This is a genomic window from Pseudomonas cimarronensis (genome assembly GCF_049331905.1).
GTDB lineage: Bacteria > Pseudomonadota > Gammaproteobacteria > Pseudomonadales > Pseudomonadaceae > Aquipseudomonas.
This window is the reverse complement of sequence record NZ_CP186283.1, coordinates 2,350,945-2,374,921: the sequence shown is the minus strand read 5'-3', so window position 1 is coordinate 2,374,921 and position 23,977 is coordinate 2,350,945. Positions and strand designations below refer to the sequence as shown.

The 23,977-nt window shown below is 60.7% G+C and carries 21 protein-coding genes and 2 pseudogenes; 14 read left to right on the top strand and 9 right to left on the bottom strand.

Going from position 1 to position 23,977, the window contains the following annotated elements:
- Positions 1-6 precede the first annotated feature (6 nt).
- The 6 genes and pseudogenes from ACOCLD_RS11165 to aceK form a co-directional block, all read right to left on the bottom strand.
- Positions 7-621, bottom strand: coding sequence for a tRNA-uridine aminocarboxypropyltransferase (locus ACOCLD_RS11165; protein ID WP_422909197.1), 615 nt, complete (start codon positions 619-621; stop codon positions 7-9).
- A 76-nt stretch (positions 622-697) separates the two neighbouring features.
- Positions 698-1,666: pseudogene (locus tag ACOCLD_RS11160) on the bottom strand (methyl-accepting chemotaxis protein); the annotation flags it as partial.
- A gap of 315 nt (positions 1,667-1,981) precedes the next feature.
- Positions 1,982-2,263: pseudogene (locus ACOCLD_RS11155) on the bottom strand (PAS domain-containing protein); the annotation flags it as partial.
- A 183-nt stretch (positions 2,264-2,446) separates the two neighbouring features.
- The gene (locus ACOCLD_RS11150) at positions 2,447-2,578 is read right to left on the bottom strand and encodes a PA1414 family protein (protein WP_422909196.1); all 132 of its coding nucleotides are present in this window, start codon (positions 2,576-2,578) and stop codon (positions 2,447-2,449) included.
- Between the two features lie 89 nt (positions 2,579-2,667).
- A complete protein-coding gene (locus ACOCLD_RS11145) occupies positions 2,668-4,713 on the bottom strand; it encodes a TonB-dependent receptor family protein (RefSeq protein WP_422909195.1) in 2,046 nt (681 codons plus the stop codon).
- Positions 4,714-4,718: 5 nt separating this feature from the next.
- Positions 4,719-6,449, bottom strand: coding sequence for a bifunctional isocitrate dehydrogenase kinase/phosphatase (gene aceK, locus ACOCLD_RS11140; protein ID WP_422909194.1), 1,731 nt, complete (start codon positions 6,447-6,449; stop codon positions 4,719-4,721).
- Positions 6,450-6,651: 202 nt separating this feature from the next.
- On the opposite strand from aceK, the gene ACOCLD_RS11135 reads away from it, so the two are divergent.
- A complete protein-coding gene (locus tag ACOCLD_RS11135) occupies positions 6,652-7,545 on the top strand; it encodes a DMT family transporter (RefSeq protein WP_422909193.1) in 894 nt (297 codons plus the stop codon).
- A gap of 80 nt (positions 7,546-7,625) precedes the next feature.
- Here the strand turns inward: ACOCLD_RS11135 and ACOCLD_RS11130 are convergent, their stop codons facing one another.
- Positions 7,626-7,928: a DUF1883 domain-containing protein gene (locus tag ACOCLD_RS11130; protein WP_257779465.1), complete on the bottom strand. Its 303-nt coding sequence runs from the start codon at positions 7,926-7,928 to the stop codon at positions 7,626-7,628.
- Between the two features lie 237 nt (positions 7,929-8,165).
- Here ACOCLD_RS11130 and ACOCLD_RS11125 point away from each other — a divergent pair, with 237 nt between their 5' ends.
- Together ACOCLD_RS11125 and ACOCLD_RS11120 are read left to right on the top strand one after the other, a co-directional pair.
- Complete coding sequence (locus ACOCLD_RS11125) at positions 8,166-9,812, top strand: alkaline phosphatase D family protein (protein ID WP_422909192.1); 1,647 nt, start codon at positions 8,166-8,168, stop codon at positions 9,810-9,812.
- Positions 9,813-9,896: 84 nt separating this feature from the next.
- Positions 9,897-10,934 (top strand): RNA methyltransferase, encoded by a 1,038-nt coding sequence (locus ACOCLD_RS11120; protein ID WP_422909191.1) that lies wholly within the window; start codon positions 9,897-9,899, stop codon positions 10,932-10,934.
- 78 nt (positions 10,935-11,012) lie between these two features.
- Here the strand turns inward: ACOCLD_RS11120 and nfuA are convergent, their stop codons facing one another.
- Entirely contained in the window at positions 11,013-11,597 is a 585-nt protein-coding gene (nfuA, locus tag ACOCLD_RS11115) for a Fe-S biogenesis protein NfuA (protein ID WP_257779462.1), read from the bottom strand.
- 109 nt (positions 11,598-11,706) lie between these two features.
- Positions 11,707-12,387 (bottom strand): alpha/beta family hydrolase, encoded by a 681-nt coding sequence (locus ACOCLD_RS11110; RefSeq protein ID WP_422909190.1) that lies wholly within the window; start codon positions 12,385-12,387, stop codon positions 11,707-11,709.
- A gap of 247 nt (positions 12,388-12,634) precedes the next feature.
- On the opposite strand from ACOCLD_RS11110, the gene ccoN (ACOCLD_RS11105) reads away from it, so the two are divergent.
- The 11 genes from ccoN (ACOCLD_RS11105) to ACOCLD_RS11055 all read left to right on the top strand — a co-directional run bounded on the left by ccoN (ACOCLD_RS11105) (position 12,635) and on the right by ACOCLD_RS11055 (position 23,922).
- Positions 12,635-14,074, top strand: a complete 1,440-nt coding sequence (ccoN, locus tag ACOCLD_RS11105; RefSeq protein WP_392539706.1) for a cytochrome-c oxidase, cbb3-type subunit I — start codon at positions 12,635-12,637, stop codon at positions 14,072-14,074.
- A complete protein-coding gene (gene ccoO, locus ACOCLD_RS11100; protein WP_422909189.1) occupies positions 14,074-14,682 on the top strand; it encodes a cytochrome-c oxidase, cbb3-type subunit II in 609 nt (202 codons plus the stop codon). The genes ccoN (ACOCLD_RS11105) and ccoO (ACOCLD_RS11100) overlap by 1 nt, the downstream gene beginning before the upstream one ends.
- Positions 14,683-14,715: 33 nt before the next feature.
- Positions 14,716-14,886, top strand: a complete 171-nt coding sequence (locus ACOCLD_RS11095; RefSeq protein ID WP_422911793.1) for a cbb3-type cytochrome oxidase subunit 3 — start codon at positions 14,716-14,718, stop codon at positions 14,884-14,886.
- Positions 14,883-15,821, top strand: coding sequence for a cytochrome-c oxidase, cbb3-type subunit III (gene ccoP / locus ACOCLD_RS11090; RefSeq protein ID WP_422909188.1), 939 nt, complete (start codon positions 14,883-14,885; stop codon positions 15,819-15,821). Before ACOCLD_RS11095 ends, ccoP (ACOCLD_RS11090) begins: the two co-directional genes overlap by 4 nt.
- 377 nt (positions 15,822-16,198) lie before the next feature.
- On the top strand, positions 16,199-17,641 hold the full coding sequence (gene ccoN, locus ACOCLD_RS11085; protein ID WP_257779456.1) for a cytochrome-c oxidase, cbb3-type subunit I: 1,443 nt from the start codon (positions 16,199-16,201) through the stop codon (positions 17,639-17,641).
- The gene (gene ccoO / locus ACOCLD_RS11080; RefSeq protein WP_257779455.1) at positions 17,641-18,249 is read left to right on the top strand and encodes a cytochrome-c oxidase, cbb3-type subunit II; all 609 of its coding nucleotides are present in this window, start codon (positions 17,641-17,643) and stop codon (positions 18,247-18,249) included. The genes ccoN (ACOCLD_RS11085) and ccoO (ACOCLD_RS11080) overlap by 1 nt, the downstream gene beginning before the upstream one ends.
- A 6-nt stretch (positions 18,250-18,255) precedes the next feature.
- Positions 18,256-18,441: a cbb3-type cytochrome oxidase subunit 3 gene (locus ACOCLD_RS11075; RefSeq protein ID WP_257779454.1), complete on the top strand. Its 186-nt coding sequence runs from the start codon at positions 18,256-18,258 to the stop codon at positions 18,439-18,441.
- Positions 18,438-19,427 carry a cytochrome-c oxidase, cbb3-type subunit III gene (gene ccoP, locus ACOCLD_RS11070; RefSeq protein ID WP_422909187.1) on the top strand — a complete coding sequence of 330 codons (990 nt, stop codon included), beginning with the start codon at positions 18,438-18,440 and terminating at the stop codon, positions 19,425-19,427. Before ACOCLD_RS11075 ends, ccoP (ACOCLD_RS11070) begins: the two co-directional genes overlap by 4 nt.
- 137 nt (positions 19,428-19,564) lie before the next feature.
- On the top strand, positions 19,565-20,977 hold the full coding sequence (gene ccoG / locus ACOCLD_RS11065; RefSeq protein WP_257779452.1) for a cytochrome c oxidase accessory protein CcoG: 1,413 nt from the start codon (positions 19,565-19,567) through the stop codon (positions 20,975-20,977).
- A gap of 12 nt (positions 20,978-20,989) precedes the next feature.
- Complete coding sequence (locus ACOCLD_RS11060) at positions 20,990-21,514, top strand: FixH family protein (RefSeq protein WP_257779451.1); 525 nt, start codon at positions 20,990-20,992, stop codon at positions 21,512-21,514.
- 8 nt (positions 21,515-21,522) lie between these two features.
- On the top strand, positions 21,523-23,922 hold the full coding sequence (locus ACOCLD_RS11055; RefSeq protein ID WP_422909186.1) for a heavy metal translocating P-type ATPase: 2,400 nt from the start codon (positions 21,523-21,525) through the stop codon (positions 23,920-23,922).
- The last annotated feature ends 55 nt before the right edge of the window (positions 23,923-23,977 follow it).

Genomic DNA, 23,977 nt, shown 5'->3' with positions numbered 1-23,977 from the left:
GTCAGACTACGACGACAGCCCAGCATCAACATGATTGCGCTGGTAGGTGTGCTCGCCCATCGCCTCGATCTGCCCATCAATCAACGCTTCGAATGGTGCCAGCAAGGCATCAAAACGGTTAGGGGCTTCAACACTGTTGAGGGCCTCAACAATCGCTTCAATGGTCGACAGCACTCCCGGCATCGGCGCTTTGCGCAGGCGATAGCGCGACTGCAGCCCCGGCGCCAGCATCACCCGTGGCAACGCTGCTAAAAGCGGGTTCAGGTGCAGCAGTTTGCGCGCCTTGCGCCAGGTGCCGTCGGGCACCACCAGCAACAGGGGCAGTTCGCCATTCTGCTCGGCAAACGGCACTAGCGCTTGCGCCTGCTCTCCGGGGAACAACAAGCAGGCCCGGTACCCCGGTTGCTGCAACAACGCGGGCAACCGGTCGAAAACTTCGCCAACCAGCAACTCGGCATTGCTCAGCCCCAGCGCGACCAGTCGTGCAGTATTGAGCGCATGACGCACCTCACTCGGGTGCTGCAGGATCAGCACCCGGGTACGGCTCGCTAAATGGGGAATCAGTGCGCATAAACAGCGTTCGACTGGACGGGTGCAGCATGGGCATTGCGGGCGTGGCATGGGGCTCTCCTCGGCCGCGCAGTGTGCCACAAGCGCAGGCAACCGGCCCGCTTTCACTCGGGCCGGCTGCCCTGACTCAACGGTTGAAGCGTTCGGCCAGGCTGTGCAGATAGTCAGCCATGTCCTCCAGTTCCTGACCGATCTGCGCTCCCTGATGCGCCTGCTCGGCGCTGCGGTCTGACAACTGCGCGATCTGGGTAATCTGCCGGCTGATGTCTTCCGCAACATGGCTCTGTTCTTCGGAAGCCGAGGCCATCTGCTGGCTCATACCGGTGATACGACTCACCGCCTCACTGATGCCATCCAGGGCGGTGCGCACCGACTCGACGCTCTCGACACTCTGCCTGGAAATCGATTCGCCCTTGCCTGCCGTCACCACCGCCCGCTCGGCACCGGCCCGCAGCGACGAGATGATCTGGTGAATCTGCTCGGTTGACTCACGGGTTCGCGATGCCAGCGAGCGCACTTCATCCGCCACCACGGCAAAACCACGACCTTGCTCACCCGCACGCGCGGCTTCAATCGCTGCGTTGAGCGCCAGCAGGTTGGTCTGCTCGGCAATCGAAGTGATCACATCCGCCACGCTGCCAATGGATTGTGTGGAGTTGGCCAGATCATTCACCGCCTGACCGATGTCCACCACGGCCTGCGCCATGTGCTGCATCGAGTCCAGGCTGCCACTGGCCAATTGCAGGCCCTGTTTGGCCAGGCGGTCGGCCTCTTCTGCGGCATGTGAAGTGTTCTGCACGTTGTGTGTCACTTCCTGGATGGTGGCCGCCATCTGGTTGATTGCAGTCGCCGACTGATCGGTTTCACTGCGCTGCTGATCCAGCATTTTGGCCCCGGAGCGGGACAGGTCTGCCGAACGCGTTGCGTGTTTCTTGACATTGTTGCCGGCATCTTCGATACGCGTCAGCGCGGTCTGCAAACGCGCGTCCTCGCTGATCATGGCCATATCGAGCAAGGCCTGAGCACCGCGGCTGTCGGTATAGGTCAGGGCCACCAGTGAACTGGTAAAGGCTTTGGGATGCTCGGCCAGGGTTTGCCGGATCAGGCTGCGCTTGGCGTAGGACTGGTAAGCCCCCAGGCCGAACATCGCGGCGAAGATGAACGCCCAGAGCCAGGGACCATTGAGCACGAAGTGCGATGCAAGAATAATCAGCCCGGTGAGAATCAGTGGCCAGGACTGCACGATATCCAGCAACCAGTACTCCAGCTTGGGCACCGGTGGTTTACCTTCGCGCAGGCGTGCATAGAGTTTCTCAGCCCGCCGTTTCTGCGCCTCATCGGGCAGTGAGCGCACCGACTCGTAACCAGCAATACGGCCGTTTTCATAGATGGGTGTGACATAGGCACTGACCCAGTAGAAGTCGCCATTCTTGGAGCGATTCTTGACAATGCCCATCCAGGGCTTGCCCTGTTTGATGGTTTCCCACATGTGGGCGAATACACCGGGCGGCATATCGGGATGACGAACCAGGTTGTGTGGCTGGCCGATCAGCTCTTCGCGGGTAAAGCCGCTGATCTCGACAAAAGCATCATTGCAATAAGTGATGATGCTGTTGAGATCGGTGGTAGAAATCAGCCGTTCGCTTTCAGGAAACGTTCTTTCCCGCTGGGTTACTGGGAGGTTCTGGCGCATCTGAAGCTATCCCTGTCTGAGCTATTTACATAACTGCTGATGTAGGTCTAGCACAGCCATGTAAAGGCGCTAGCAAATGCTTGTTTTAAAAATACAGCACTGACCCAGAGCAATTTTCCCAGGCAACAGCGTGCTGCAGCCAGGCGTGACCTGGCGACAGACAGCTGCATTCAGAAGGAAGAATCAGTGTCGACGTGCAGTCGAGCGGGCCGTGGGCACGTCGCTACGCACAGGGATTGGCTGCAGGTGCGGCCGCTCGCGCAGGCCCAGGGCAACCAACAGGTTCAGCAGGACAGTCTGCAACTTGGCGCTCATAACATTGTCTCCAGCCAAGAACATCGGACAGGTGCATGCACACCTGTTTCCAGCCTAGTTCAGGCCTGAGCAGTCTGCAGGCACAGTCGTTAAAACATCACCCTCACCCCCGCATAAAGGGTGCGCCCCGGCCCTGGTTCGAAGTAGCGTGCATTGCCGTCATTGATGCGCAGGTTGTCAAAGTACTCGCGCCCCAGCAGGTTATCGATGCCCAGGTACGGCTCCAGGCTTTGCTCGGCAAACTGCAGACGTTTGCCAAGCCGCAGGCTAAGCAAGGCATGCCCGGGGGCAGACTGAGTATTGCCATCATTGGCGTAGACCTGCGCCTGCGCCGTGACACCCAGCCGCAGGTAGAAATCCTGATGCTCATAGGCCACTTCACTGAACAGGCTCTGCGCCGGAATACCCGGCACACGGTTGCCAGAAAAGTCCTCCGCCTGGGTCTGGTAGTCGATAAAGCGATAGCGGTTGTAGGCATAGGCCAGGGACCAGCGCCAGGCATCGGCAAGCTGCCAGTCGAGACTTAGCTCCAGGCCGTCGCGTCGCGATTGCCCGGCATTACGGTAAAAGTTGCGCCCCGGTTGTGCCGGCAAGCTGAACGCGACCAACTCATCCTCCAGGTCGATGCGGTATAGCGCCAGGGCATAGCGCAGCGCTGGCCATTCCCCCTTGATGCCCAGTTCACGGTTGAATGCCTGAGCCGGTTGCAAGGCACTGTTGAAGCCTGCGCCTTGCGGGTTACCCAGCTCATTGATGGTCGGCGTTTCGAACGAGCTGGCCAGGCGCGCATAGAGTGATTGCTGCGCGCTGAAGCGATAACTCAACCCACTGCTGTAATTCCAATCAGCCAGGCGCCGTGAACCGGAGTCATCACGGTTGTCGATCAGATAGGCATCATCCACCGCCAGGCGCACGCGGTCATAGCGCAGCCCGAATGTGGCCTGCCATTGCTCGCTGAGGTCGATCTGATCTTCGACAAACAGCCCCTGACTCAGCGCCGATTCCTCCTGCTGCTGGCGCAGGGTGCCGCGCTCGCCGAACAGGTTGTCGTAGCGCTGCCGCTCATCGCGCTGCGCCTCCAGGTCGAAACCGGCGCTGAGTTTATGCGCCTGACCGGCCACGTCACGGTAATGGCTGTACTGTCCGCCCACGCCAGTGAAATAACGTTCGAAGGTGGTCTGCCCGTTTCGCTCAAAACCCAGGCGGTTGCCAAACTCGCGATGCCCCAGGTAGCTGCGCAACTGGTACTGATCGGCCCCTGCACCATAACCATCCCAGACCAGTCCCAGGCGCTGCTGGCGGATATATTCATCGGCATCAAAGCGCAGGTTGCCAGCTGCTGCCTGGCGGCGATCTGCCTTGACCTCAGCCGCCGTCAGACCGCCAGGGTCTTCGGCACGGTTGTCGATGGCGTTGAGGTTCAAACGCAGTTGGCCGTTAGGCGCATACCAGCGCAGCTTGCCGGTCAGACTGTTGGTCTGCGCACGGCTGTGCTCACGGTAACCATCCAGCTGGCTGCTGTTGAAAGCCAGCAGGCCACCCAGATTGCCATCGCTGCCACCCAACTCGCCGTGCAGGCGCTGATAACCCAGCCCCGCCGCACTCAGGTCCAGTTGCATCGACGGCAGGCTTGGCGGTTCGCGGGTATCGATGGCCAGTACGCCGCCGGCGGCATTGCCATACAGCACCGAGGCGGGCCCGCGCAGCACCTCCATGCGTTCGACCAGGCCGAGGTCGAGGCCGTCAAGCTCGGTCTGGCCATCCGGCATGGTTAGGGGCACATCATCAACCAGCACGCGAATCCCACGCACACCGAAATTGCCGCGCGCGCCAAAACCGCGAATGGCCGGACGCAGACCCTGGGCCAGGTTGTAGCGGTTGAGGCTGAACACCCCGGGCACGCGGGCCAGCCACGAATCCAGTGCGAGGGACTGCTCGCCCTGAGTAGTCGATGCGTCAACCACGGTTACCGCCGCTGGCGTACTCAGCCAGCGCATATGGCTACGCGGGCTGGTAATCAGCAAAGGCGAGAGTTCGACCGCTTCAGCTTCAGCCTCAAGCTCGGCCGCCAGCAGCACAGGCCGCTCCACCAGTAAGCACAAGCTGGCAGTCAGCGCGACCCAGGCAACACGCACGCGCCTCAATACTCCTTGTCGGCCTGATCCTTGCGCCGATAAGGGAACACGTCGATCACCTTGCCAGCGCGGATGGCCTCCTGCAGGCCCTTCCAGTAATCGGCGTCATACAGATCGCCATGCAATTCACTGAACAGCTTGCGCTGCTTGATATCGGCAAACAGGAACGGCGGAAATTCCTCGGGAAATACATCCAGCGGGGCCACCGAATACCAGGGTTCGGAGGACATTTCATCCTCGGGGTAACGTGGTGGCGGAATGCGCCGGAAGTTGGCTTCGGTAAGGAAGCAGATCTCGTCGTAGTCGTAGAACACCACACGGCCGTGGCGGGTCACGCCGAAGTTCTTCAGCAGCATGTCGCCGGGGAAGATGTTGGCTGCCGCCAGCTGCTTGATCGCCAGGCCGTAGTCATCCAGCGCCTCGCGCACCTGAGCTTCGCTGGCACTTTCCACATAGAGGTTAAGCGGGGTCATGCGCCGCTCGGTCCAGCAGTGGCGCACCAGCACCGTGTCGCCATTGACCTCGACGGTGGACGGCGCCACTTCCAGCAGTTCCGCCAGGCACTCGGGGTCGAACTTGCTCAGCGGGAAGCGGAAATCAGCAAACTCCTGGGTATCAGCCATGCGCCCTACCCGGTCGACGGTTTTCACCAGGCGGTACTTCTCGATCACCGTGGCGCGGTCGACGTTCTTCGACGGCGAGAAGCGGTCCTTGATGATCTTGAATACGGTGTTGAAGCCCGGCAGGGTGAACACGCTCATCACCATGCCACGCACCCCCGGGGCCATGACGAACTTGTCGTCGGTGGTGGCCAGGTGGTTGATCAGCGAACGGTAGAACTCTGACTTGCCGTGTTTGTAGAAACCGATCGAGGTGTACAGCTCGGCAATGTGCTTGCCCGGCAGGATGCGCTTGAGGAAGCCGACAAACTCCGCCGGATAGCCGACCCGCACCATGAAGTAGGAACGGGTAAAGGAGAAGATGATCGACACCTCGGCTTCGTCAGTAATCAACGCATCGATCTGAATACCCTGTCCCTCTCGGTGCAGCAACGGGATCACCAGCGGCCATTGCTCATCGCGGGTATAGATACGCCCCACCAGGTAGGCGCCCTTGTTGCGGTACAGGCGCGAGGCGAACAGTTCGATGCGCAGGTCAGGGTCCTTGCACACCCAGTCCGGCAGGCTGTCGCGCAGTTGCTTGAGCAGACGCGCGAGGTCACGTTCAAGGTTTTCGTAGCCCACTTCGAAACTGAAATCTTCAAAAATCTGCCGCAGCGCCGGCTCTACATCGCCCTTGGGCTCGTACACGCGGGTTTGCGGGGCACGCTCATTGACCCGCAGCGCCGGGCGGGTGGTGTGGATGAACATGCAGCCGTCGTTGATCTGGTCATGGCTGAACAGGCCGCAGAAGATCGAGTTGAACCAGGTTTCCGCCAGCTCATCGTCGTAGCGCAGGTCGATCAGGGCGATGTAGGCCGACTTGACCAGCGGCCAGTGCTCCACATCCAGCAGCACATCGGCCTCATAGGCCTTGCGCAGTCGCTCGCTGACCGCCGTGACAAACTCTTCATAGAGGGCAATCCGGGCCGCAGATGCCTGCTGGATCTCTTGCCACTGGGCCTGCTCGAAACGCACCCGCGCCCCGTTGGTAATCTGCCGGAACTGCTCGCGGTAATCGTCGAAGCCTTCGAGGATAAGTGCGGCAATCGCGCTGGCCGGCCATTGCTGTGGCATAAACAAACCCCTACAGAAGAAATGCGGATAATCCGCCGAGCTTATCCAGTGGCCGCGCCAAGTAAAAGCCGGCAATGCATGGATAGGCGCTTATCTACGACGAAATATTGCCAATTCAGTACTTTGAAAGCGTATTTCGGATTGCCTTGGCAGGCGCGCCCGGCAACACTGCTCGGCCTGTTTCGCTGTTGTGGAGTCTGTTGTGCGCCTTGCTGACTTGAGCCGTCTGCTATTGCTTGCTGCCATCTGGGGCGCCAGCTTTCTCTTCATGCGCATCGTCGCGCCGGTACTGGGCAGCATGCCGACCGCGTTTTTCCGCGCCAGCCTGGGCATGCTCGGCCTGCTGGTGATTCTCCTGCTGATGCGCGTGCGCTGGGACTTCACAGGCAAGCTCAAGCATTGCCTGCTGCTTGGCGTGATCAACGCCGGCCTGCCCTCGGCCATGTATTGCATGGCCGCGCTGGTGCTGCCGGCCGGCTATTCGGCAATTTTCAATGCCACCACCCCCATGATGGGCGTGCTGATCGGCATGCTGTTCTTCGCTGAAGCGCTGACCCTGAGTAAAGCGGCCGGCGTGGCCATCGGCCTGTTCGGAGTAGCGGTGCTGACCCGCACCGGCCCGGTGGAGTTCGACCTTAACCTGCTGCTGGGGGCCGCCGCTTGCCTGGTGGGGACAGCCTGCTATGGCGTTGCCGGTTTTCTCACCCGCCGCTGGATTGGTCAGCAAGGCGGCCTGGACAATCGCTTGACGGCGTTTGCCAGCCTGTGTGGCGCCAGCCTGTTTCTGCTGCCCTGGTTTGCAGGTTCGCTGCTGGTGCAGGCGCCAGCCAGCTGGGGCGGGCTGGAAGTCTGGCTGTCGCTGGCCGGGCTGGGTTTTATCTGCACAGCATTCGCCTACGTGCTGTATTTCCGCTTGCTCAGTGATATTGGGCCGATCAAGGCCAGCACCACCACCTTCCTGATCCCGCCCTTCGGCGTACTCTGGGGCGCCTTGTTGCTCGATGAACCGCTGTCCTGGGCGTATCTGTATGGCGGCGTGCTGATCGCCGTCGCTCTGTGGCTGGTGGTTCGCCCGACAGCCGGGAAACCGGCCTGATGCCAGCCTAAGCCTGGACAAACCGCACAAAAAAGCCCGCAGTGAGGCGGGCTTTTTGTGCAACACCGGTCAAGCAGTACTCAACTCAGGCGCGAGGTCGACTTGCGGATGATCTTGATCGAATGCTTGAGCGTCGGCTTGCGCGTCACGCTGATGGCGCGGCGGGTCACGGTGTCGATGGTGATATTCCAGAAGCCACTGCTGGGCACAGTGATCTTTGCCGGAAAGCTGTCGAACGCACCGCCGTGGTAGGTATGCCGGCCGCCATTCTTGAAGCTGCGGAAGTTGGCATCACTCATCAGGCGAATGTTGCAGGTCTGCGAGCACTCGATCACGACGATATCGTCTTCGTTGAGGTGCTCGCGCTGGTGTATGAATTTCATCTGCTGTCTCAGGCTGCGTAGGCGACAAAGCCGCGACTATAGCATGCCGCCTGGGCATCCACGGCCAACGGGGCCGGGCCTAGACGCGAGACGTTACACAATCTGCGCCACCCAAGCTGGTCAGCGCCGGACTTTCACTCTATACAGCCCAGGTAAGTAGTCGCTCAGTGTCCGGTACAGTTATTGGAATCCAGTTGTCGAGCGTTTGATCTCCCCCTCGACTTCAGGAGCCTCACCATGACCTTGCTTGACCCACGCGCCAACGAGCTCTACGCCAGCAAGCTCTACAGCGCCAGCATCATCGGCCACACCACCGCGCACAGTGCGCGGATCTGGATCCGCCTCTACGAACCCGGCCAATGGACCCTGGTGGTGTCCAAACAACCGTTCAGTGGCGACCTCAAGCGCCTGGGTGAACACAACATTGCCGCCTTCCTGCAAGAGCAGGCCATCCAGCCCTGCGCGGTGCTGAGCCATGACTTCAGCTACGCCAGCAACCTGACTCACTGCTTCGACGTGGCCGAGCTGGAGCCGGCGACACGCTATTTCTATGCGGTGATGACCGAGCGCAAGGAGGTCAGCCGCCGCACCGAGCTGGGCTATGGCACACCTCGGCAGTTCCGCACCCTGGCGGCCAACCCGGAGGAAATCGTCTTCGGTTTCTACAGCTGCCACGACCATATCAACGCGGGCGGCGATGTCGGGGCCTGGCCGAACTTTCTTGAACAGCTGAACGACCTCAAGGCCGACTTCGTGATTGGCGGTGGTGACCAGATCTATGTCGATACCAATGCCAAGCTGGGCTTCCCGGACATCTGGAAATGGCTCAAGGACAACAAACCTGCTCTGCTGGAGCGTTACCGCAAGGGTCGTGGCTACGACCAGGCTGGCCTCTACGAGTACCTGCTGGACATCTACCGCTGGTACTACCGGGTGTACTGGAATGTCGGGGCGCTGCAGCAGGTGTATGAACGCTTCCCTCAGTACATGATCTGGGATGACCACGAAATCATGGATGGTTGGGGCTCGTTCACCGAAAAAGAACGTCTGAAACGCCTCTCGCGGCTGTTCAATGAAAATCAGCCAAGTGTCGACAAGATGCTGGTGAACCTGATGTGGAAGGCTGCCTGCCGCGCCTATTACGAATACGAGCACAGCCACAATCCCCAGACGCCCTACGACGCCGACGAGCCGGATAACTGCCAGTGGGATTATTCCTTCGCCCATGGCCCTGCCGCCTTCTACGCTCTGGATGTGCGCGGTCACCATGATGTGGAAAAACAGGGCGATCCCTACCTGCTGCTCGGCAAGACGCAGATGACTCGTTTTCAGAACTGGCTGCAGGCCGCTGCGGACAACCCTACCTGCGCCGTGCTGTTCGTGATCACCCCGGTGCCGCTGCTGCACTGGGTCGATGCGCTGGTCAATTATGCCGACCTGGGCAGCGTCAAAGACGACTTCATGGATGAGTGGGACCACCAGAGTAACTGGAGTGAACGCGCGGTGCTGCTGCGCAACGTCTTCGACCGCCTGGACAGCCAGGGCAAGCTGCTGGTGTTTCTCAGCGGTGACGTGCACTGCGCCTCGGCCTATCGCCTGACCCACGAGCGCTACCGCAAAGCCCGCGTTTACCAACTCACCTCCAGCGCCATTTCACGCAAACCTGCACCGGCTGCCAGCATGCTCGGCATCAGCGCGGGCGGTGAACTCAAGGGCAGCAAAGGTGTGTTTGGCGAGCGTTTATTTGCCCTGACCGGCAACAAGAACTTCTCGCTGCTGCGTGTGCGCCGGCAAGCAGGTGGCCAATATGAAGTGGCCGTGGACCTGTGCTGGCCCGGTGAAGAGGCCGGCGCCACCATCCGCAAGCGCCTGATTCTCGACTAGCCGAACTACGCCGGTCGGCCCGGTAGCCAGGCTGTTACAAGCCGGCTGCCGTTTCACCGACGCCGGTGGTAGCATGCGCGCCCCATGCATATTCACGACTTTCAGCAACGCCTGACCGACCTCGGTGCCAAGCCCATGCACATCGGGCGTATTACCCGTGCCTGGCTGCGCGGCGTGCCACTGGACACCGGCACGCGTAACCAGAAGACCGAGAACTTTCTGCCACTGGCGGTGCGTAACGCCCTGCCCGAAATCAGCAGCGAACTCGATGGCCTGGCGCGCCTCAGCTCGGAACACCCCGGCGGCGATGGTTCGGCGCGGCTGCTGGTGGAGTTGGCCGACAAACAGATGGTGGAAAGCGTGCTGCTGCCGCGCGATGGCCTGTGCGTCTCCAGTCAGGTCGGTTGTGCGGTGGGCTGCGTGTTCTGCATGACTGGCAAGAGCGGCCTGCTGCGCCAGCTGAGCACTGCCGAGATCGTCGCCCAAGTGGCGCTTGCCCGACGCTTTCGCCCGGTGAAGAAAGTGGTCTTCATGGGCATGGGCGAGCCGGCGCATAACCTCGACAACGTGCTCGAAGCGATCAACCTGCTCGGCACCGAGGGTGGCATCGGCCAGCGCAACCTGGTGTTCTCCACCGTCGGTGATCCACGGGTGTTCGAGCGCTTGCCGCAGCAGCAGATCAAGCCAGCGCTGGCGCTGTCGCTGCATACCACCGATGCCGAACTTCGCCAGGCACTGCTGCCGCGCGCGCCACGTATCGACCCTGAAGAGCTGGTAGAGCTGGGTGAAACTTACGCACGGCAGATCGACTACCCGATTCAGTATCAGTGGACGCTGCTCAAGGGCATCAACGACAGCCAGGCGGAAATGGACGGCATCCTGCGCCTGCTCAAGGGCAAATACGCGATCATGAACCTGATCCCCTACAACAGCCTTGAAGCCGACGAATTCCAACGCCCTGATGGTGACCGTATCGTGCAGATCGTGCGCTACCTGCACAGCCGTGGCGTGCTGACCAAGGTGCGCAACAGCGCCGGCCAGGACATTGATGGTGGTTGTGGGCAGCTGCGCGCACGGGCGACCGAAGTGCTTGAGCGTCGCAAAGGCCGCACTTCGCCGTGACCTCGCTAGCCGCGAGCCCTTGTTTTAGCAGCATAAAAAATGCCCGCAGTGCGCGGGCATTTTTGTTTAGCCATCTACTTAGTAGTAGGCATTTTCCTTGATGCTGTGGTCGGTCACATCACGCACGCCTTTGAGCTCGGGGATGCGTTCCAGCAGGGTCTTCTCGATGCCTTCCTTGAGGGTAAAGTCAGCCTGACCACATCCCTGGCAACCGCCACCGAACTGCAGCACAGCAATGCCTTCGTCGACTACGTCGATCAGCGTCACCTGGCCACCGTGGCTGGCCAGGCCGGGGTTGATCTCGGTTTGCAGGTAGTAGTTGATACGTTCGTTGAGCGGGCTGTCTTCGTTGACCATCGGTACCTTGGCGTTCGGCGCCTTGATGGTCAGCTGGCCGCCCATACGGTCGGTGGCGTAGTCGACCACGGCATCGTCCAGAAACGGCTCGCTGACGGCATCGATCCAGGCAGTGAAGCTGGCCAGGCCCAGTGCAGTGTCTTCGGCCTTCTGCTCACCCGGTTTGCAGTAGGCAATGCAGGTTTCCGCATACTGGGTGCCCGGCTGGGTGATAAACACGCGAATGCCGATGCCCGGGGTATTCTGCTTGCTCAGCAGATCAGCCAGATAGTCGTGGGCAGCGTCGGTAATGGTAATGGTGCTCATGGCAACTCCTCGCAAACATGGGCGCAGTGTACGCCACTCGCCAGCGCCGGCAAAGTCCTAGTGTTTTAGTAGGAATAGAACGTATTCACCAAGCGCCTGCCCAGCCGACTTATGCGCAGAGAAACTGCGCAATCACATCGGCGGCCGCCTGCATGTGCTGTTGATGGGTAAAGCCCGAGCTTTTTAGCGGCTTTAAGTCATGATCGCCGGCGGTTAACCATTGCAACGTGATCGCCGCAGACAGCGTATAGCCTGCCACCGTCTGACGATCACCCAGGGCATCGCGCTCACCCTGAATGATCAATGTCGGCGTACTCAGCTCGGCCAGGTGCGCGATACGCGGCTTTTCCGGCTTGCCGACGGCATAAAAGGGATAGCCCAGACACACCAGCGCATCGGCGCCCAACTCATCAGCCAGCAGGCTGGCCATGCGCCCGCCCATGGACTTGCCGCCAACGGCCAATGGGCCTGCGACCTGTTGGCGCACCTGGCGGTACACCTCTCGCCACTGTTCGAGCAGTTTGGCCTGGGGGTTAGGGGGGCGTTTCTTGCCATCCAAACGCCGCGCAGCCATGTAGGCGAACTCGAAGCGCACTACAGCAATCCCACGCGCAGCAAGGCTTTGCGCCATGGTTTGCATGAATTCGCTGTCCATCGGCGCACCCGCACCATGAGCCAGAATCAGGGTGGCGTGCGTCTCGCCAAGCGGACGATCCCACAGCCATGCACCCTCACCCTGCCCCTGCACGTATTGATCCCCGTCAATACCTGCAACCTGCCCTTTGCTCATGCTTGCCTCGCTTAGAACCTACTTACGATTTCGCGAGCTAGAGCCATGCAAGACAAAAACAGGCGAGGAAGCGGAGTGTACGAGTTGTACATGAGCATTCCGAGCCTGTTTTTAACGCAGCAGGGCCGACGCGCAGCAGATCGTAAGTAGGTTCTTGAAGAATCCGTTGGACTGCGGTGCTGATCGTACAGGCCCTCAGCCGCTGATTTTCGATGATCTGCCTATAACCGTGGATGGAAGCCCAGACATGAACACAACCAGCAGCAGCGCCTACAACTACAAGGTGGTGCGCCAATTCGCCATCATGACAGTGGTGTGGGGCATTGTCGGGATGGGGCTCGGCGTGTTTATCGCCGCGCAACTGGCTTGGCCCGAACTCAACTTCAACCTGCCGTGGACCAGCTTCGGGCGCCTGCGCCCGCTGCATACCAACGCGGTGATCTTCGCCTTCGGCGGTTGCGCACTGTTCGCTACCAGCTATTACGCGGTGCAACGCACCTCGCAGGCCACCCTGTTCGCCCCCAAGCTTGCCGCCTTCACCTTCTGGGGCTGGCAACTGGTGATCGTGCTGGCGGCCATCAGCCTGCCACTGGGCTGGACCAGCTCCAAGGAATACGCCGAGCTGGAATGGCCGATCGACATTCTGATCACCATTGTCTGGGTCAGCTACGCCATCGTGTTCTTCGGCACGGTGATCAAGCGTAACGTCAGCCACATTTATGTGGGCAACTGGTTCTTCGGTGGCTTTATTCTCACTGTGGCGCTACTGCACCTGGTCAACAACCTGGAAGTGCCGGTAACCCTGACCAAATCCTACTCGGCCTATGCCGGGGCGACGGACGCGATGATCCAGTGGTGGTACGGCCACAACGCCGTGGGCTTTTTCCTTACCGCCGGTTTTCTGGGGATGATGTATTACTTCGTGCCCAAGCAGGCTGGACGCCCGGTGTACTCCTACCGCTTGTCCATCGTGCACTTCTGGGCGCTGATTGCCGTGTACATCTGGGCTGGTCCGCACCACCTGCACTACACCGCGCTGCCGGACTGGGCGCAGAGCCTGGGCATGGTGATGTCGCTGATCCTCCTGGCACCGAGCTGGGGCGGCATGATCAACGGCATGATGACCCTCTCCGGGGCCTGGCATAAGTTGCGTACCGACCCGATCTTGCGTTTCCTGGTCGTTTCTCTGGCGTTCTACGGCATGTCGACCTTTGAAGGTCCGATGATGGCGATCAAGACCGTCAACGCCCTGTCTCACTACACCGACTGGACCATCGGTCACGTGCACGCCGGTGCGCTCGGCTGGGTGGCCATGGTGTCCATCGGCTCGCTGTATCACATGCTGCCGAAAGTCTTCGGCCGCGAAGAGATGCACAGCACCAGCCTGATCAACGTGCACTTCTGGCTCGCCACCATCGGCACCGTGCTCTATATCGCCTCGATGTGGGTCAACGGTATCGCCCAAGGCCTGATGTGGCGCGCAGTCAACGAAGACGGCACCCTCACCTACTCCTTCGTCGAAGCACTGGAAGCCAGTCACCCCGGCTTTGTAGTGCGGGTGATCGGCGGCGCGATCTTCTTCGCCGGCATGCTGGTGATGGCCTGGAACGTCTGGCAGACCGTGCGTCATACCAAGGCCGCTGAGATGGAAGCCGCCGCGCAGTTTTCGCTTGAGGGAGCCCACTGATGAGACACGAAATACTCGAGAAGAACATCGGCCTGATGGCGCTGATGATGGTGCTGGCCGTGAGTATCGGCGGCCTGACGCAGATAGTCCCGCTGTTCTTCCAGGACGTTACCAATGAACCGGTGGCCGGCCTCAAGCCCTACACCGCGCTGCAACTGGAAGGCCGCGACATCTATATCCGCGAGGGCTGCGTCGGCTGCCACTCGCAGATGATTCGCCCGTTCCGCGCCGAAACCGAGCGCTACGGCCACTACTCGGTCGCCGGTGAAAGCGTCTACGACCACCCCTTCCTCTGGGGCTCCAAACGCACCGGGCCGGACCTGGCCCGTGTGGGCGGCCGCTACTCGGATGAATGGCACCGCGCGCACCTGTACAACCCGCGCAACGTGGTGCCGGAGTCGAAGATGCCTTCTTATCCCTGGCTGGTGGAAGGCACTCTGGACGGCCAAGACACCCCAACCAAGATGAAGGCCCTGCGCCTTCTCGGCGTGCCCTACAGCGATGAAGACATTGCCGGCGCCACCGCAGCCGTTAAAGGCAAAAGCGAGATGGACGCCATGGTCGCCTACCTGCAAGTGCTCGGCACTGCCGTGAAGAACAAGAGGTAAGCCATGTCATTCGAATTTATTGATATCGGCGCTCTGGATATTGGAACCATACGCGGCATCGGCACGGCACTGGTTCTGCTGTCGTTTGTCTGCGTGACCCTCTGTGCTTACAGCGGCAAACGCCGCGCCGCCTTTGACCAGGCCGCCCTGCTGCCCTTTGCCGATGAACCCAAGCTGGCTGCACCTAGGAGCAAGACCCCATGAGCACTTTCTGGAGCTGGTACATCACCCTGCTGACAGTCGGCACCCTGATCGCGCTGTTCTGGCTGATTTTCGCCACCCGCAAGAGCGAAGTTCACAAGAGCCCTACCGATCAGACCATGGGGCATGCCTTCGACGGCATTGAGGAATATGACAACCCGCTGCCCAAGTGGTGGTTCATGCTGTTTCTCGGCACGCTGATCTTCTCGATTGGCTACCTGGTGCTGTATCCCGGCCTGGGCAGCTGGAAAGGCGTACTGCCGGGTTACGAAGGCGGCTGGACCCAGGTCAAGCAATGGCAGCGCGAAGTCGACAAGGCGGACGAGCTGTATGGGCCGATCTTCGCCAAATATGCCGCCATGCCCCTGGAAGAAGTGGCCAAAGACGAGCAGGCGCTGAAAATGGGTGGTCGCATGTTCGCCACCTATTGCTCGGTCTGCCACGGCTCCGACGCCAAAGGTGCGGTGGGCTTCCCCAACCTGACCGACAGCCACTGGCGCTGGGGCGGCGAGCCTAATGTGATCAAGACCAGCATCCTCAATGGTCGCATCGGTGCCATGCCGGCCTGGGCCGCCGTGATTGGCGAAGAAGGCGTGCAGCAGGTCGCCGCCTATGTGCGCAAAGACCTGGCCGGCTTGCCACTGCCAGCCGACAAGCAGATTGACCTGGAAAAAGGTGCCGCCATCTTTGCTGCCAACTGCCAGGCCTGCCACGGCGCAGAAGGCAAAGGCATGGCCATGCTCGGCGCGCCTGACCTGACCAGCCCGGCCGGCTGGATCTACGGCAGCAGCCTGGTGCAGCTGCAACAGACCATCCGTCACGGCCGCAACGGCCAGATGCCGGCACAAGAGCAGTATCTGGGCAACGACAAAGTGCATCTGCTCGCCGCTTACGTACTGAGCCTGAGCAAATCGCAGCAGAACGCCGCCGCCCAGTAGAGCGCCTGTAGCACACTGACTGGCGAGCCAGCCTCGCCAGTCACTGCAAAACCCCCGCCCCTCGCGCTGGACAGCTGCTCCAGCCATGCGACCCAAGGTCGCACCCTTCCGACCAAGTGCACGCGCGATGTTTGACTTGAGCTAATCTTGTCGACAGTCGCCACCTGTCATAACTCCAAGGCGATTCCCATCTTTCGCGCTACGCCTGTTAGGCGTTTATTGCTTGCGGCAATGCCCTGCATACGCGGCCATGCATGCTTGCCAACAGCCCTGAAAGCCTTATCGCGCCGGCTTGTGTCGTTGCAATGAGCACCTGCTTTCTCCATACTTGCCGCCGATTTTTGCCCCTAAAAAATCCATTAACCGTGGAACCCATAATGAGCACAGCAATCAGTCCGACTGCTTATAACTACAAGGTGGTTCGCCAGTTCGCCGTAATGACGGTGATCTGGGGAGTCATTGGCATGAGCCTGGGTGTTTTCATCGCCGCACAGCTGGTGTGGCCTGAACTTAACCTGGGTATGGAATGGACGAGCTTTGGCCGTCTGCGTCCGCTGCACACCAACGCGGTGATTTTCGCCTTCGGTGGTTGTGCGCTGATGGCCACCTCGTTCTACGTGGTGCAACGCACCAGCCAGGCACGCCTGATCTCTGATGGCCTTGCCGCGTTCGTATTCTGGGGCTGGCAAGCCGTGATCGTCGCAGCAGTGATCACTCTGCCGATGGGTTTCACCGGTTCCAAGGAATACGCCGAGCTTGAGTGGCCAATCGATATCCTCCTGGGCATCGTCTGGATCGCTTATGCCGTGGTGTTCTTCGGCACCATCATCAAACGCCAGACCAAGCACATCTATGTCGGCAACTGGTTCTTCGGTGCCTTCATTCTGGTTACCGCGATGCTGCACATCGTCAACAGCGCGGCCGTTCCGGTCAGCCTGTTCAAGTCGTACTCCATGTACGCCGGTGCAACAGACGCGATGATCCAGTGGTGGTACGGCCACAACGCGGTGGGTTTCTTCCTGACCACCGGCTTCCTGGGCATGATGTACTACTTCGTACCCAAGCAGGCTGAGCGTCCGATCTACTCCTACCGCCTGTCCATCGTGCACTTCTGGGCGCTGATCACCCTGTACATCTGGGCCGGTCCGCACCACCTGCACTACACCGCACTGCCGGACTGGGCTCAATCCCTGGGTATGGCCATGTCGATCATCCTGCTGGCGCCAAGCTGGGGCGGCATGATCAACGGCATGATGAGCCTGTCGGGCGCCTGGCATAAGCTGCGTACCGACCCAATCCTGCGTTTCCTGGTGGTATCGCTGGCGTTCTACGGCATGTCGACCTTCGAAGGCCCGATGATGGCGATCAAGACCGTCAACGCCCTGTCCCACTACACCGACTGGACCATCGGCCACGTACACGCCGGCGCGCTCGGCTGGGTAGCGATGATTTCCATCGGTGCGCTGTACCACCTGATCCCGAAAGTCTTCGGTCGCCCGCAGATGCACAGCGTTGGCCTGATCAACGCGCACTTCTGGTTGGCCACCATCGGCACCGTGTTGTACATCGCCTCGATGTGGGTCAACGGCATCACCCAGGGTCTGATGTGGCGTGCAGTCAACGAAGACGGCACCCTCACCTACTCCTTCGTTGAAGCGCTGGAAGCCAGCCACCCGGGTTACGTGGTGCGCATGATCGGCGGCGCCTTCTTCGTCGCGGGCATGCTGCTGATGGCTTACAACACCTACCGCACCGTGCGTGCCGCCAAGGCTTCTGAATACGAAGCCGCTGCACAGATCCCTGCTGGAGTAGCGCACTGATGAAACACGAAATCATTGAGAAGAATATCGGCCTGATGGCGCTGCTGATGGTTCTGGCCGTCAGCATCGGCGGCCTGACTCAAATTGTTCCGCTGTTTTTCCAGGACGTTACCAACGAGCCGGTAGAAGGCCTCAAGCCTTACACCGCGCTGCAACTGGAAGGCCGCGATGTGTACATCGCCAACGGCTGTGTCGGCTGCCACTCGCAGATGATCCGTCCGTTCCGTGCTGAAACCGAACGTTACGGCCACTACTCGGTAGCCGGTGAAAGCGTCTGGGACCACCCGTTCCTGTGGGGTTCCAAGCGTACCGGTCCGGATCTGGCCCGTGTTGGCGGCCGCTACTCGGATGAATGGCAACGTGCGCACCTGTACAACCCGCGCAACGTAGTGCCTGAGTCGAAGATGCCGGCATACCCCTGGCTGGTCGAGAACAAACTCGACGGCAAGGACACCGCCAAGAAGATGGAAGTCATGCGTGGCTTTGGCATTCCTTACACCGATGAAGACATCGCCGGTGCCAAGGATGCTGTAAAAGGCAAAACCGAAATGGACGCCATCGTTGCGTACTTGCAGGTTCTCGGCACTTCCATCAAGAACAAACGGTAACGCGCGATGGATATCGGGACTATTCGCGGCATAGGTACAGCAGTGGTGTTCATCGCCTTTATCGGCGTTGTGCTCTGGGCCTACAGCAGCAAGCGTAAAGACAGCTTCGACGAGGCCGCCAACCTGCCCTTCGCCGACGATCCCAAACCCAACGAGCGTGACGAGCAATCTTCCAGGAGCAATAACCAATGACCACGTTCTGGAGTTGGTACGTAACCATTCTGTCTCTGGGCACCATCTTTGCCCTGACTTGGCTGATCTTCGGCACCCGCAAGGGCCAGCGCGAAGAAACCACCGAAGAAACTGTCGGCCACTCCTTCGACGGTATCGAAGAGTTCGACAACCCGCTGCCCAAGTGGTGGTTCATGCTGTTCGTCGGCACCATCATCTTTGCCCTCGGTTACCTGGCGCTCTACCCGGGCCTGGGTAACTGGAAAGGTTTGCTGCCGGGCTACGACTACCTCGACACCGAGGCCAAGACGCCGTTTGCCACCAACGTGCAGATCGCCGGCGACGCCGAGCGCAATGGCGGCTGGACTGGCGTGCACCAGTGGGAAAAAGAGATGGCCAAGGCTGATGCCCAGTACGGCCCGATCTTTGCCAAGTACGCCGCCATGCCGATTGAACAAGTGGCCCAGGACGAGCAAGCGCTGAAAATGGGCGGTCGCCTGTTTGCCTCCAACTGCTCGGTCTGCCACGGTTCTGACGCCAAGGGCGCCTACGGTTTCCCCAACCTGACCGACAACGACTGGCTGTACGGCGGCGAGCCGGAAACCATCAAGACCACCATCATGGCCGGCCGTCAGGGCATGATGCCTGCGCAGCTCGATGCACTGGGCGAAGAAGGTATCCGCAACGTGGCTGGCTACATTCGCAGCCTCTCCGGTTTGAAAAACCCGGAAGGTATCGCGGTTGACCTTGCCGCAGGTCAAGACATCTTCGCGACTACTTGTGCAGTCTGCCATGGCGCTGAAGGTAAGGGTCAACATGCCATGGGCGCACCCAACCTGACCGACAAAGTCTGGCTCTACGGCTCCAGCTTTGCTCAGGTGCAACAAACTCTGCGCTACGGCCGTAACGGCAAGATGCCAGCTCAGGCTGATTTCCTGGGCAACGATAAAGTGCATCTGCTGGCGGCTTACGTGTACAGCCTGTCACAAGGTAAAACCGAGAAGTGATTCTCCGGCTCTGGCAGGCGCGACCGCTGGTCGCACCTGCCGAGCAATCGTCAGGCGTACCATAGCGCAAGAGCCCGTATGACTTCGGCCGGCACGTATCGGTTGAAGCAGCCAATCAACCGCCGTGGTACGAACTGATGAGCGCACAGATTCCAGTCAAAGACGTCACCCCTGCCCCGGCCAAGGTCGAAGTTGTCGACCTGTACGCCAACCGCGAAAAAATCTACACCCGCTCCTTCACCGGCATCTTCCGCAACCTGCGCATGCTCGGTGGTGCAGCCCTGTTTCTGTTGTACTTCGGCACCGTATGGTTGAACTGGGATGGTCGTCAGGCCGTCTGGTGGAACCTGCCGGAGCGCAAGTTCTACATCTTCGGTTCCACCTACTGGCCGCAGGATTTCGTCCTGCTCTCGGCGCTGTTGATCATCTGCGCCTTCGGCCTGTTCTTTATCACCGTGTTCGCTGGCCGCGTGTGGTGTGGCTACACCTGCCCGCAGAGCGTGTTCACCTGGGTCTTCATGTGGGCGGAGAAAGTCACCGAAGGTGACCGCAACCAGCGCATGAAGCTCGACAAGACCCCCATGAGCACCCAGAAATTCCTGCGCAAGCTGGCCAAACACGGCATCTGGGTCGGCGTTTCGCTGGTCACCGCGATCACCTTCGTCGGCTACTTCACGCCAATTCGCGAGCTGATCCCCGAATTGTTCACCCTGGAGGCCAGTGGCTGGGCGCTGTTCTGGGTTGGTTTCTTCACCCTCGCCACCTATGGCAACGCCGGCTACCTGCGTGAGCAGGTGTGCATCTACATGTGCCCCTATGCGCGCTTCCAGAGCGTGATGTTCGACCAGGACACCCTGATCGTCTCCTATGACCCGCGCCGTGGCGAATCCCGAGGCCCGCGCAAGAAGGACGCCGACTACAAGGCCCAAGGCCTGGGTGACTGCATCGACTGCAAGATGTGCGTACACGTCTGCCCTACCGGCATCGATATCCGCGACGGCCTGCAGATCGAATGCATCGGCTGCGCGGCCTGTATCGATGCCTGTGACAGCATCATGGAGAAGATGAACTACCCGAAAGGGCTGATCAGCTACACCACCGAACACAACCTGTCCGGACAGAAAACCAACCTGGTGCGCCCGCGCCTGATTGGTTACGCGGTCGCGCTGACCGCCATGTTCTGCGTGTTCGCCTGGGCCATTGCCGAGCGTTCGCTGGTAGAGCTGGATGTGCTCAAGGACCGTGTGCTCTACCGCGAAAACGAAGAGGGCCGGATCGAGAACGTCTACACCCTGAAGATCATGAACAAGGCCCAGCACGACGTGACCTACCTGATCGAAGCCGATGGCCTCGACGGTCTGGTGTACGAAGGCAAGCGCGAGATCAAGGCAATCGCCGGCGAGGTCTTGTCGCTGCCGGTCGAGCTGTCCATCGAGCCGGAAAAGCTACCTTCAAGCACCAATGAAATCAGTTTCCACCTGCACTCGGTGGATGACCCCAGTATCAAAACCGACGCCGCCAGCCGCTTTATCGGCCCGAGCGTGCGCTGATTAGAGAAGCCCATGTCTGAACCCATTGCTGAAAAGAACGCCGAAATCATCAAGCCCTGGTACAAGCAATTCTGGCCCTGGTTCCTGATTGGCCTGCTGGCCTATTCAGTGGTCCAGGGGTTGACCCTGCTGACCATTGCCACGAAGAACCCGCCAGGGCTGATCTCCGATGACTATTACGACGTCGGCAAGGGCATCAACCAGTCGCTGGAGCGGGAAAACCACGCCATCCGCCTCAAGCTGCACGCCGTTCTGGTGCTGAACGAGGAAACCGGCGTCGCCAGCCTGCAGCTGAGCGGCAACAGCCGGCCGCAGCAACTGGTGCTTAACCTGATTTCGCCGACCCAGCCGGAACGCGACCGTCGGGTGATTCTGCAACCGCAGGCAGATGGCAGTTACAGCGGGCAGATGATTGATGCGGTGGAAGGCCGTCGCTTTGTCGAGCTGATCGGCCAGGAAGGCGGCAAGGACTGGCGCCTGTTCGAAGAGGAAAACGTCAAGAGCGGAAAAACGATCAACCTCGGGGATGCCCAATAAGCGCACCGATGGCCAGTCCGACTCCCTGCTATCACTGCGGCCTGCCGGTTCCTGCCGGCAGCCGTTTCCAGACCCAGGTGCTGGGTGCAACCCGCGAGATGTGCTGTCCGGGCTGTCAGGCAGTGGCCGAAGCCATTGTCAGTGGCGGTCTGGAGCACTACTACAAGCACCGCAGCGAAAGCGCCGCCAACCCGCAAAGCCTGCCCCAGGCGCTGCCTGACGAGCTGGCGCTGTATGACCGCAGCGACGTGCAGCAGCCCTTTGTCGAACATGACGGCGAACTCAGCGAGACCTGCCTGCTGATCGAAGGCATCAGCTGCGCGGCCTGTGGCTGGTTGATCGAGAAACACCTGCGCAGCCTTCCAGGCGTCAGCGAGGCGCACCTCAACCTGTCCAACCACCGCCTGCAAGTGCGCTGGGCCGACAGCCAACTGCCGCTCAGCAGCCTGCTCAAGGCGCTGCGCAAGATCGGCTACGCTGCCCACCCCTGGCAGGCCGATGCCGCCGCCGAACAGCTGCACCGCGAGAACCACCGCGCCATGCGCGAGCTGGGCGTAGCCGGCATGCTGTGGATGCAGGTGATGATGGCGACCATGGCCACCTGGCCGGAATTCAACATCGACCTCAGCCCCGAGCTGGACAAGATCCTGCGCTGGGTCAGCCTGTTTCTCACCACGCCGATTGTCTTCTACTGCTGCGGCCAGTTCTTCCGTGGCGCGCTGCGCGACCTTCGCACCCGCCATCTGACCATGGACGTATCGGTATCCCTGGCGATTGGCGGCGCCTACATCGCCGGGATCTGGTCAACGGTGACCGGCCAGGGCGAGCTGTATTTCGATGCGGTGGGCATGTTCGCCCTGTTTCTGCTGGCAGGCCGCTATCTGGAGCGCCGCGCCCGCGAACGAACGGCTGCCGCCACCGCGCAGCTGGTCAATCTGCTACCGGCCTCCTGTCTACGCCTGGACGCAGCAGGTCAGAGCCAGCGCATTCTGCTCAATGAACTGCAGGTCGGCGATCAGGTGCTGGTGCCGCCCGGCGCCCTGCTGCCCGCCGATGGTTGCATCATCCAGGGTCAGTCGAGCGTGGATGAGTCCGTGCTGACCGGCGAGTACCTGCCACAGCCACGCAACGTCGGCGACAGCGTGACCGCCGGCACACTCAATGTCGAAGGGCCTCTGCAAATTGAAGTGCAAGCTCTCGGTGATGCCACGCGACTGTCAGCCATCGTTCGCCTACTGGAGCGTGCGCAGAGCGACAAACCGCGCCTGGCGGTACTGGCCGATCAGGTTGCGCAGTGGTTCCTGCTGATTGTCCTGGTGGTGGCGGCTGTCGTCGGCCTGGTCTGGTGGCAGCTCGATCCCTCGCGGGCGTTCTGGATTGTCCTGGCCCTGCTGGTCGCCACCTGCCCCTGCGCCCTGGCCCTGGCCACGCCGACAGCGCTCACGGCCGCCACCGGCTCACTGCACAAACTGGGCATGCTGCTGACCCGTGGCCACGTGCTGGAAGGTCTGAACCAGATCGACACCCTGGTGCTGGACAAGACCGGCACCCTCACCGAAGGTCGCCTGACCCTCAGCGCCATCCACCCCCTGCGCGAGCTGGATGCCGACACCTGCCTGGCCTTGGCCGCGGCGCTAGAAAACCGCTCAGAACACCCGATTGCCCGCGCCTTCGGCCAGGCCCCTGAGGCCGCCGAAGCGGTCGACTGCCATCCAGGTTTGGGCCTGCAGGGGCGTGTTGGCAAACGGCTGCTGCGTATCGGCGAGGCCAATTTTGTCTGCGCGCTGAGTACACAACCGGCGCCGACGATTAGCGGCGAACACGGCCAATGGCTGTTGCTAGGCGATGAGCAAGGGCCGCTGGCCTGGTTTGTATTGAATGACCGCCTGCGTGACGACGCCCCACAGCTGATCGACATGGCCAAGGCCAAAGGCTGGCAGATCATGCTGCTGTCCGGCGACAGCTCGCCGATGGTCGGTGAAGTGGCGCGCCAACTGGGCATCACAGACGCCTGTGGCGGCCTCACGCCGGATGCCAAGCTGGAGGTGCTCAAGCAGCTGCACAACCAGGGCCGCCGGGTGCTGATGCTGGGTGATGGGGTTAACGATGTGCCGGTATTGGCCGCCGCCGATATCAGCGTGGCCATGGGCAGCGCCACTGACCTGGCGAAAACCAGCGCCGATGCCGTGCTGCTGTCCAACCGCCTGAGCAGCCTGGTGCAGGCGCTACACATGGCGCAACGAACCCGTCGCATCATCATCGAGAACCTCACCTGGGCCAGCCTGTACAATGGCCTGGTGCTGCCCTTCGCCGCTATCGGTTGGATTACCCCCATCTGGGCCGCGCTGGGCATGTCGGTAAGTTCATTGCTGGTGGTGATCAACGCTCTGCGTCTGACTCGTACGTAGGTCACCGATCCACCACCGTACCGTTTCAGTGGAAGTGATAACCGACATGCACAGG

Excerpts from the sequence above, each read along its gene's own strand:
- ACOCLD_RS11130 (WP_257779465.1), bottom strand. The coding sequence starts at position 7,928 with ATGAAATTCATACACCAGCGCGAGCACCTCAACGAAGACGATATCGTC.
- ccoP (WP_422909188.1), top strand. The coding sequence starts at position 14,883 with ATGAGCACTTTCTGGAGCTGGTACATCACCCTGCTGACAGTCGGCACC.
- ccoG (WP_257779452.1), top strand. The coding sequence starts at position 19,565 with ATGAGCGCACAGATTCCAGTCAAAGACGTCACCCCTGCCCCGGCCAAG.
- ccoO (WP_422909189.1), top strand. The coding sequence starts at position 14,074 with ATGAGACACGAAATACTCGAGAAGAACATCGGCCTGATGGCGCTGATG.
- ACOCLD_RS11075 (WP_257779454.1), top strand. The coding sequence starts at position 18,256 with ATGGATATCGGGACTATTCGCGGCATAGGTACAGCAGTGGTGTTCATC.
- ACOCLD_RS11165 (WP_422909197.1), bottom strand. The coding sequence starts at position 621 with ATGCCACGCCCGCAATGCCCATGCTGCACCCGTCCAGTCGAACGCTGT.
- ccoO (WP_257779455.1), top strand. The coding sequence starts at position 17,641 with ATGAAACACGAAATCATTGAGAAGAATATCGGCCTGATGGCGCTGCTG.
- ccoP (WP_422909187.1), top strand. The coding sequence starts at position 18,438 with ATGACCACGTTCTGGAGTTGGTACGTAACCATTCTGTCTCTGGGCACC.
- ACOCLD_RS11060 (WP_257779451.1), top strand. The coding sequence starts at position 20,990 with ATGTCTGAACCCATTGCTGAAAAGAACGCCGAAATCATCAAGCCCTGG.
- ACOCLD_RS11110 (WP_422909190.1), bottom strand. The coding sequence starts at position 12,387 with ATGAGCAAAGGGCAGGTTGCAGGTATTGACGGGGATCAATACGTGCAG.
- aceK (WP_422909194.1), bottom strand. The coding sequence starts at position 6,449 with ATGCCACAGCAATGGCCGGCCAGCGCGATTGCCGCACTTATCCTCGAA.
- ACOCLD_RS11150 (WP_422909196.1), bottom strand. The coding sequence starts at position 2,578 with ATGAGCGCCAAGTTGCAGACTGTCCTGCTGAACCTGTTGGTTGCCCTG.
- ccoN (WP_392539706.1), top strand. The coding sequence starts at position 12,635 with ATGAACACAACCAGCAGCAGCGCCTACAACTACAAGGTGGTGCGCCAA.
- ccoN (WP_257779456.1), top strand. The coding sequence starts at position 16,199 with ATGAGCACAGCAATCAGTCCGACTGCTTATAACTACAAGGTGGTTCGC.
- nfuA (WP_257779462.1), bottom strand. The coding sequence starts at position 11,597 with ATGAGCACCATTACCATTACCGACGCTGCCCACGACTATCTGGCTGAT.
- ACOCLD_RS11055 (WP_422909186.1), top strand. The coding sequence starts at position 21,523 with ATGGCCAGTCCGACTCCCTGCTATCACTGCGGCCTGCCGGTTCCTGCC.
- ACOCLD_RS11120 (WP_422909191.1), top strand. The coding sequence starts at position 9,897 with ATGCATATTCACGACTTTCAGCAACGCCTGACCGACCTCGGTGCCAAG.
- ACOCLD_RS11125 (WP_422909192.1), top strand. The coding sequence starts at position 8,166 with ATGACCTTGCTTGACCCACGCGCCAACGAGCTCTACGCCAGCAAGCTC.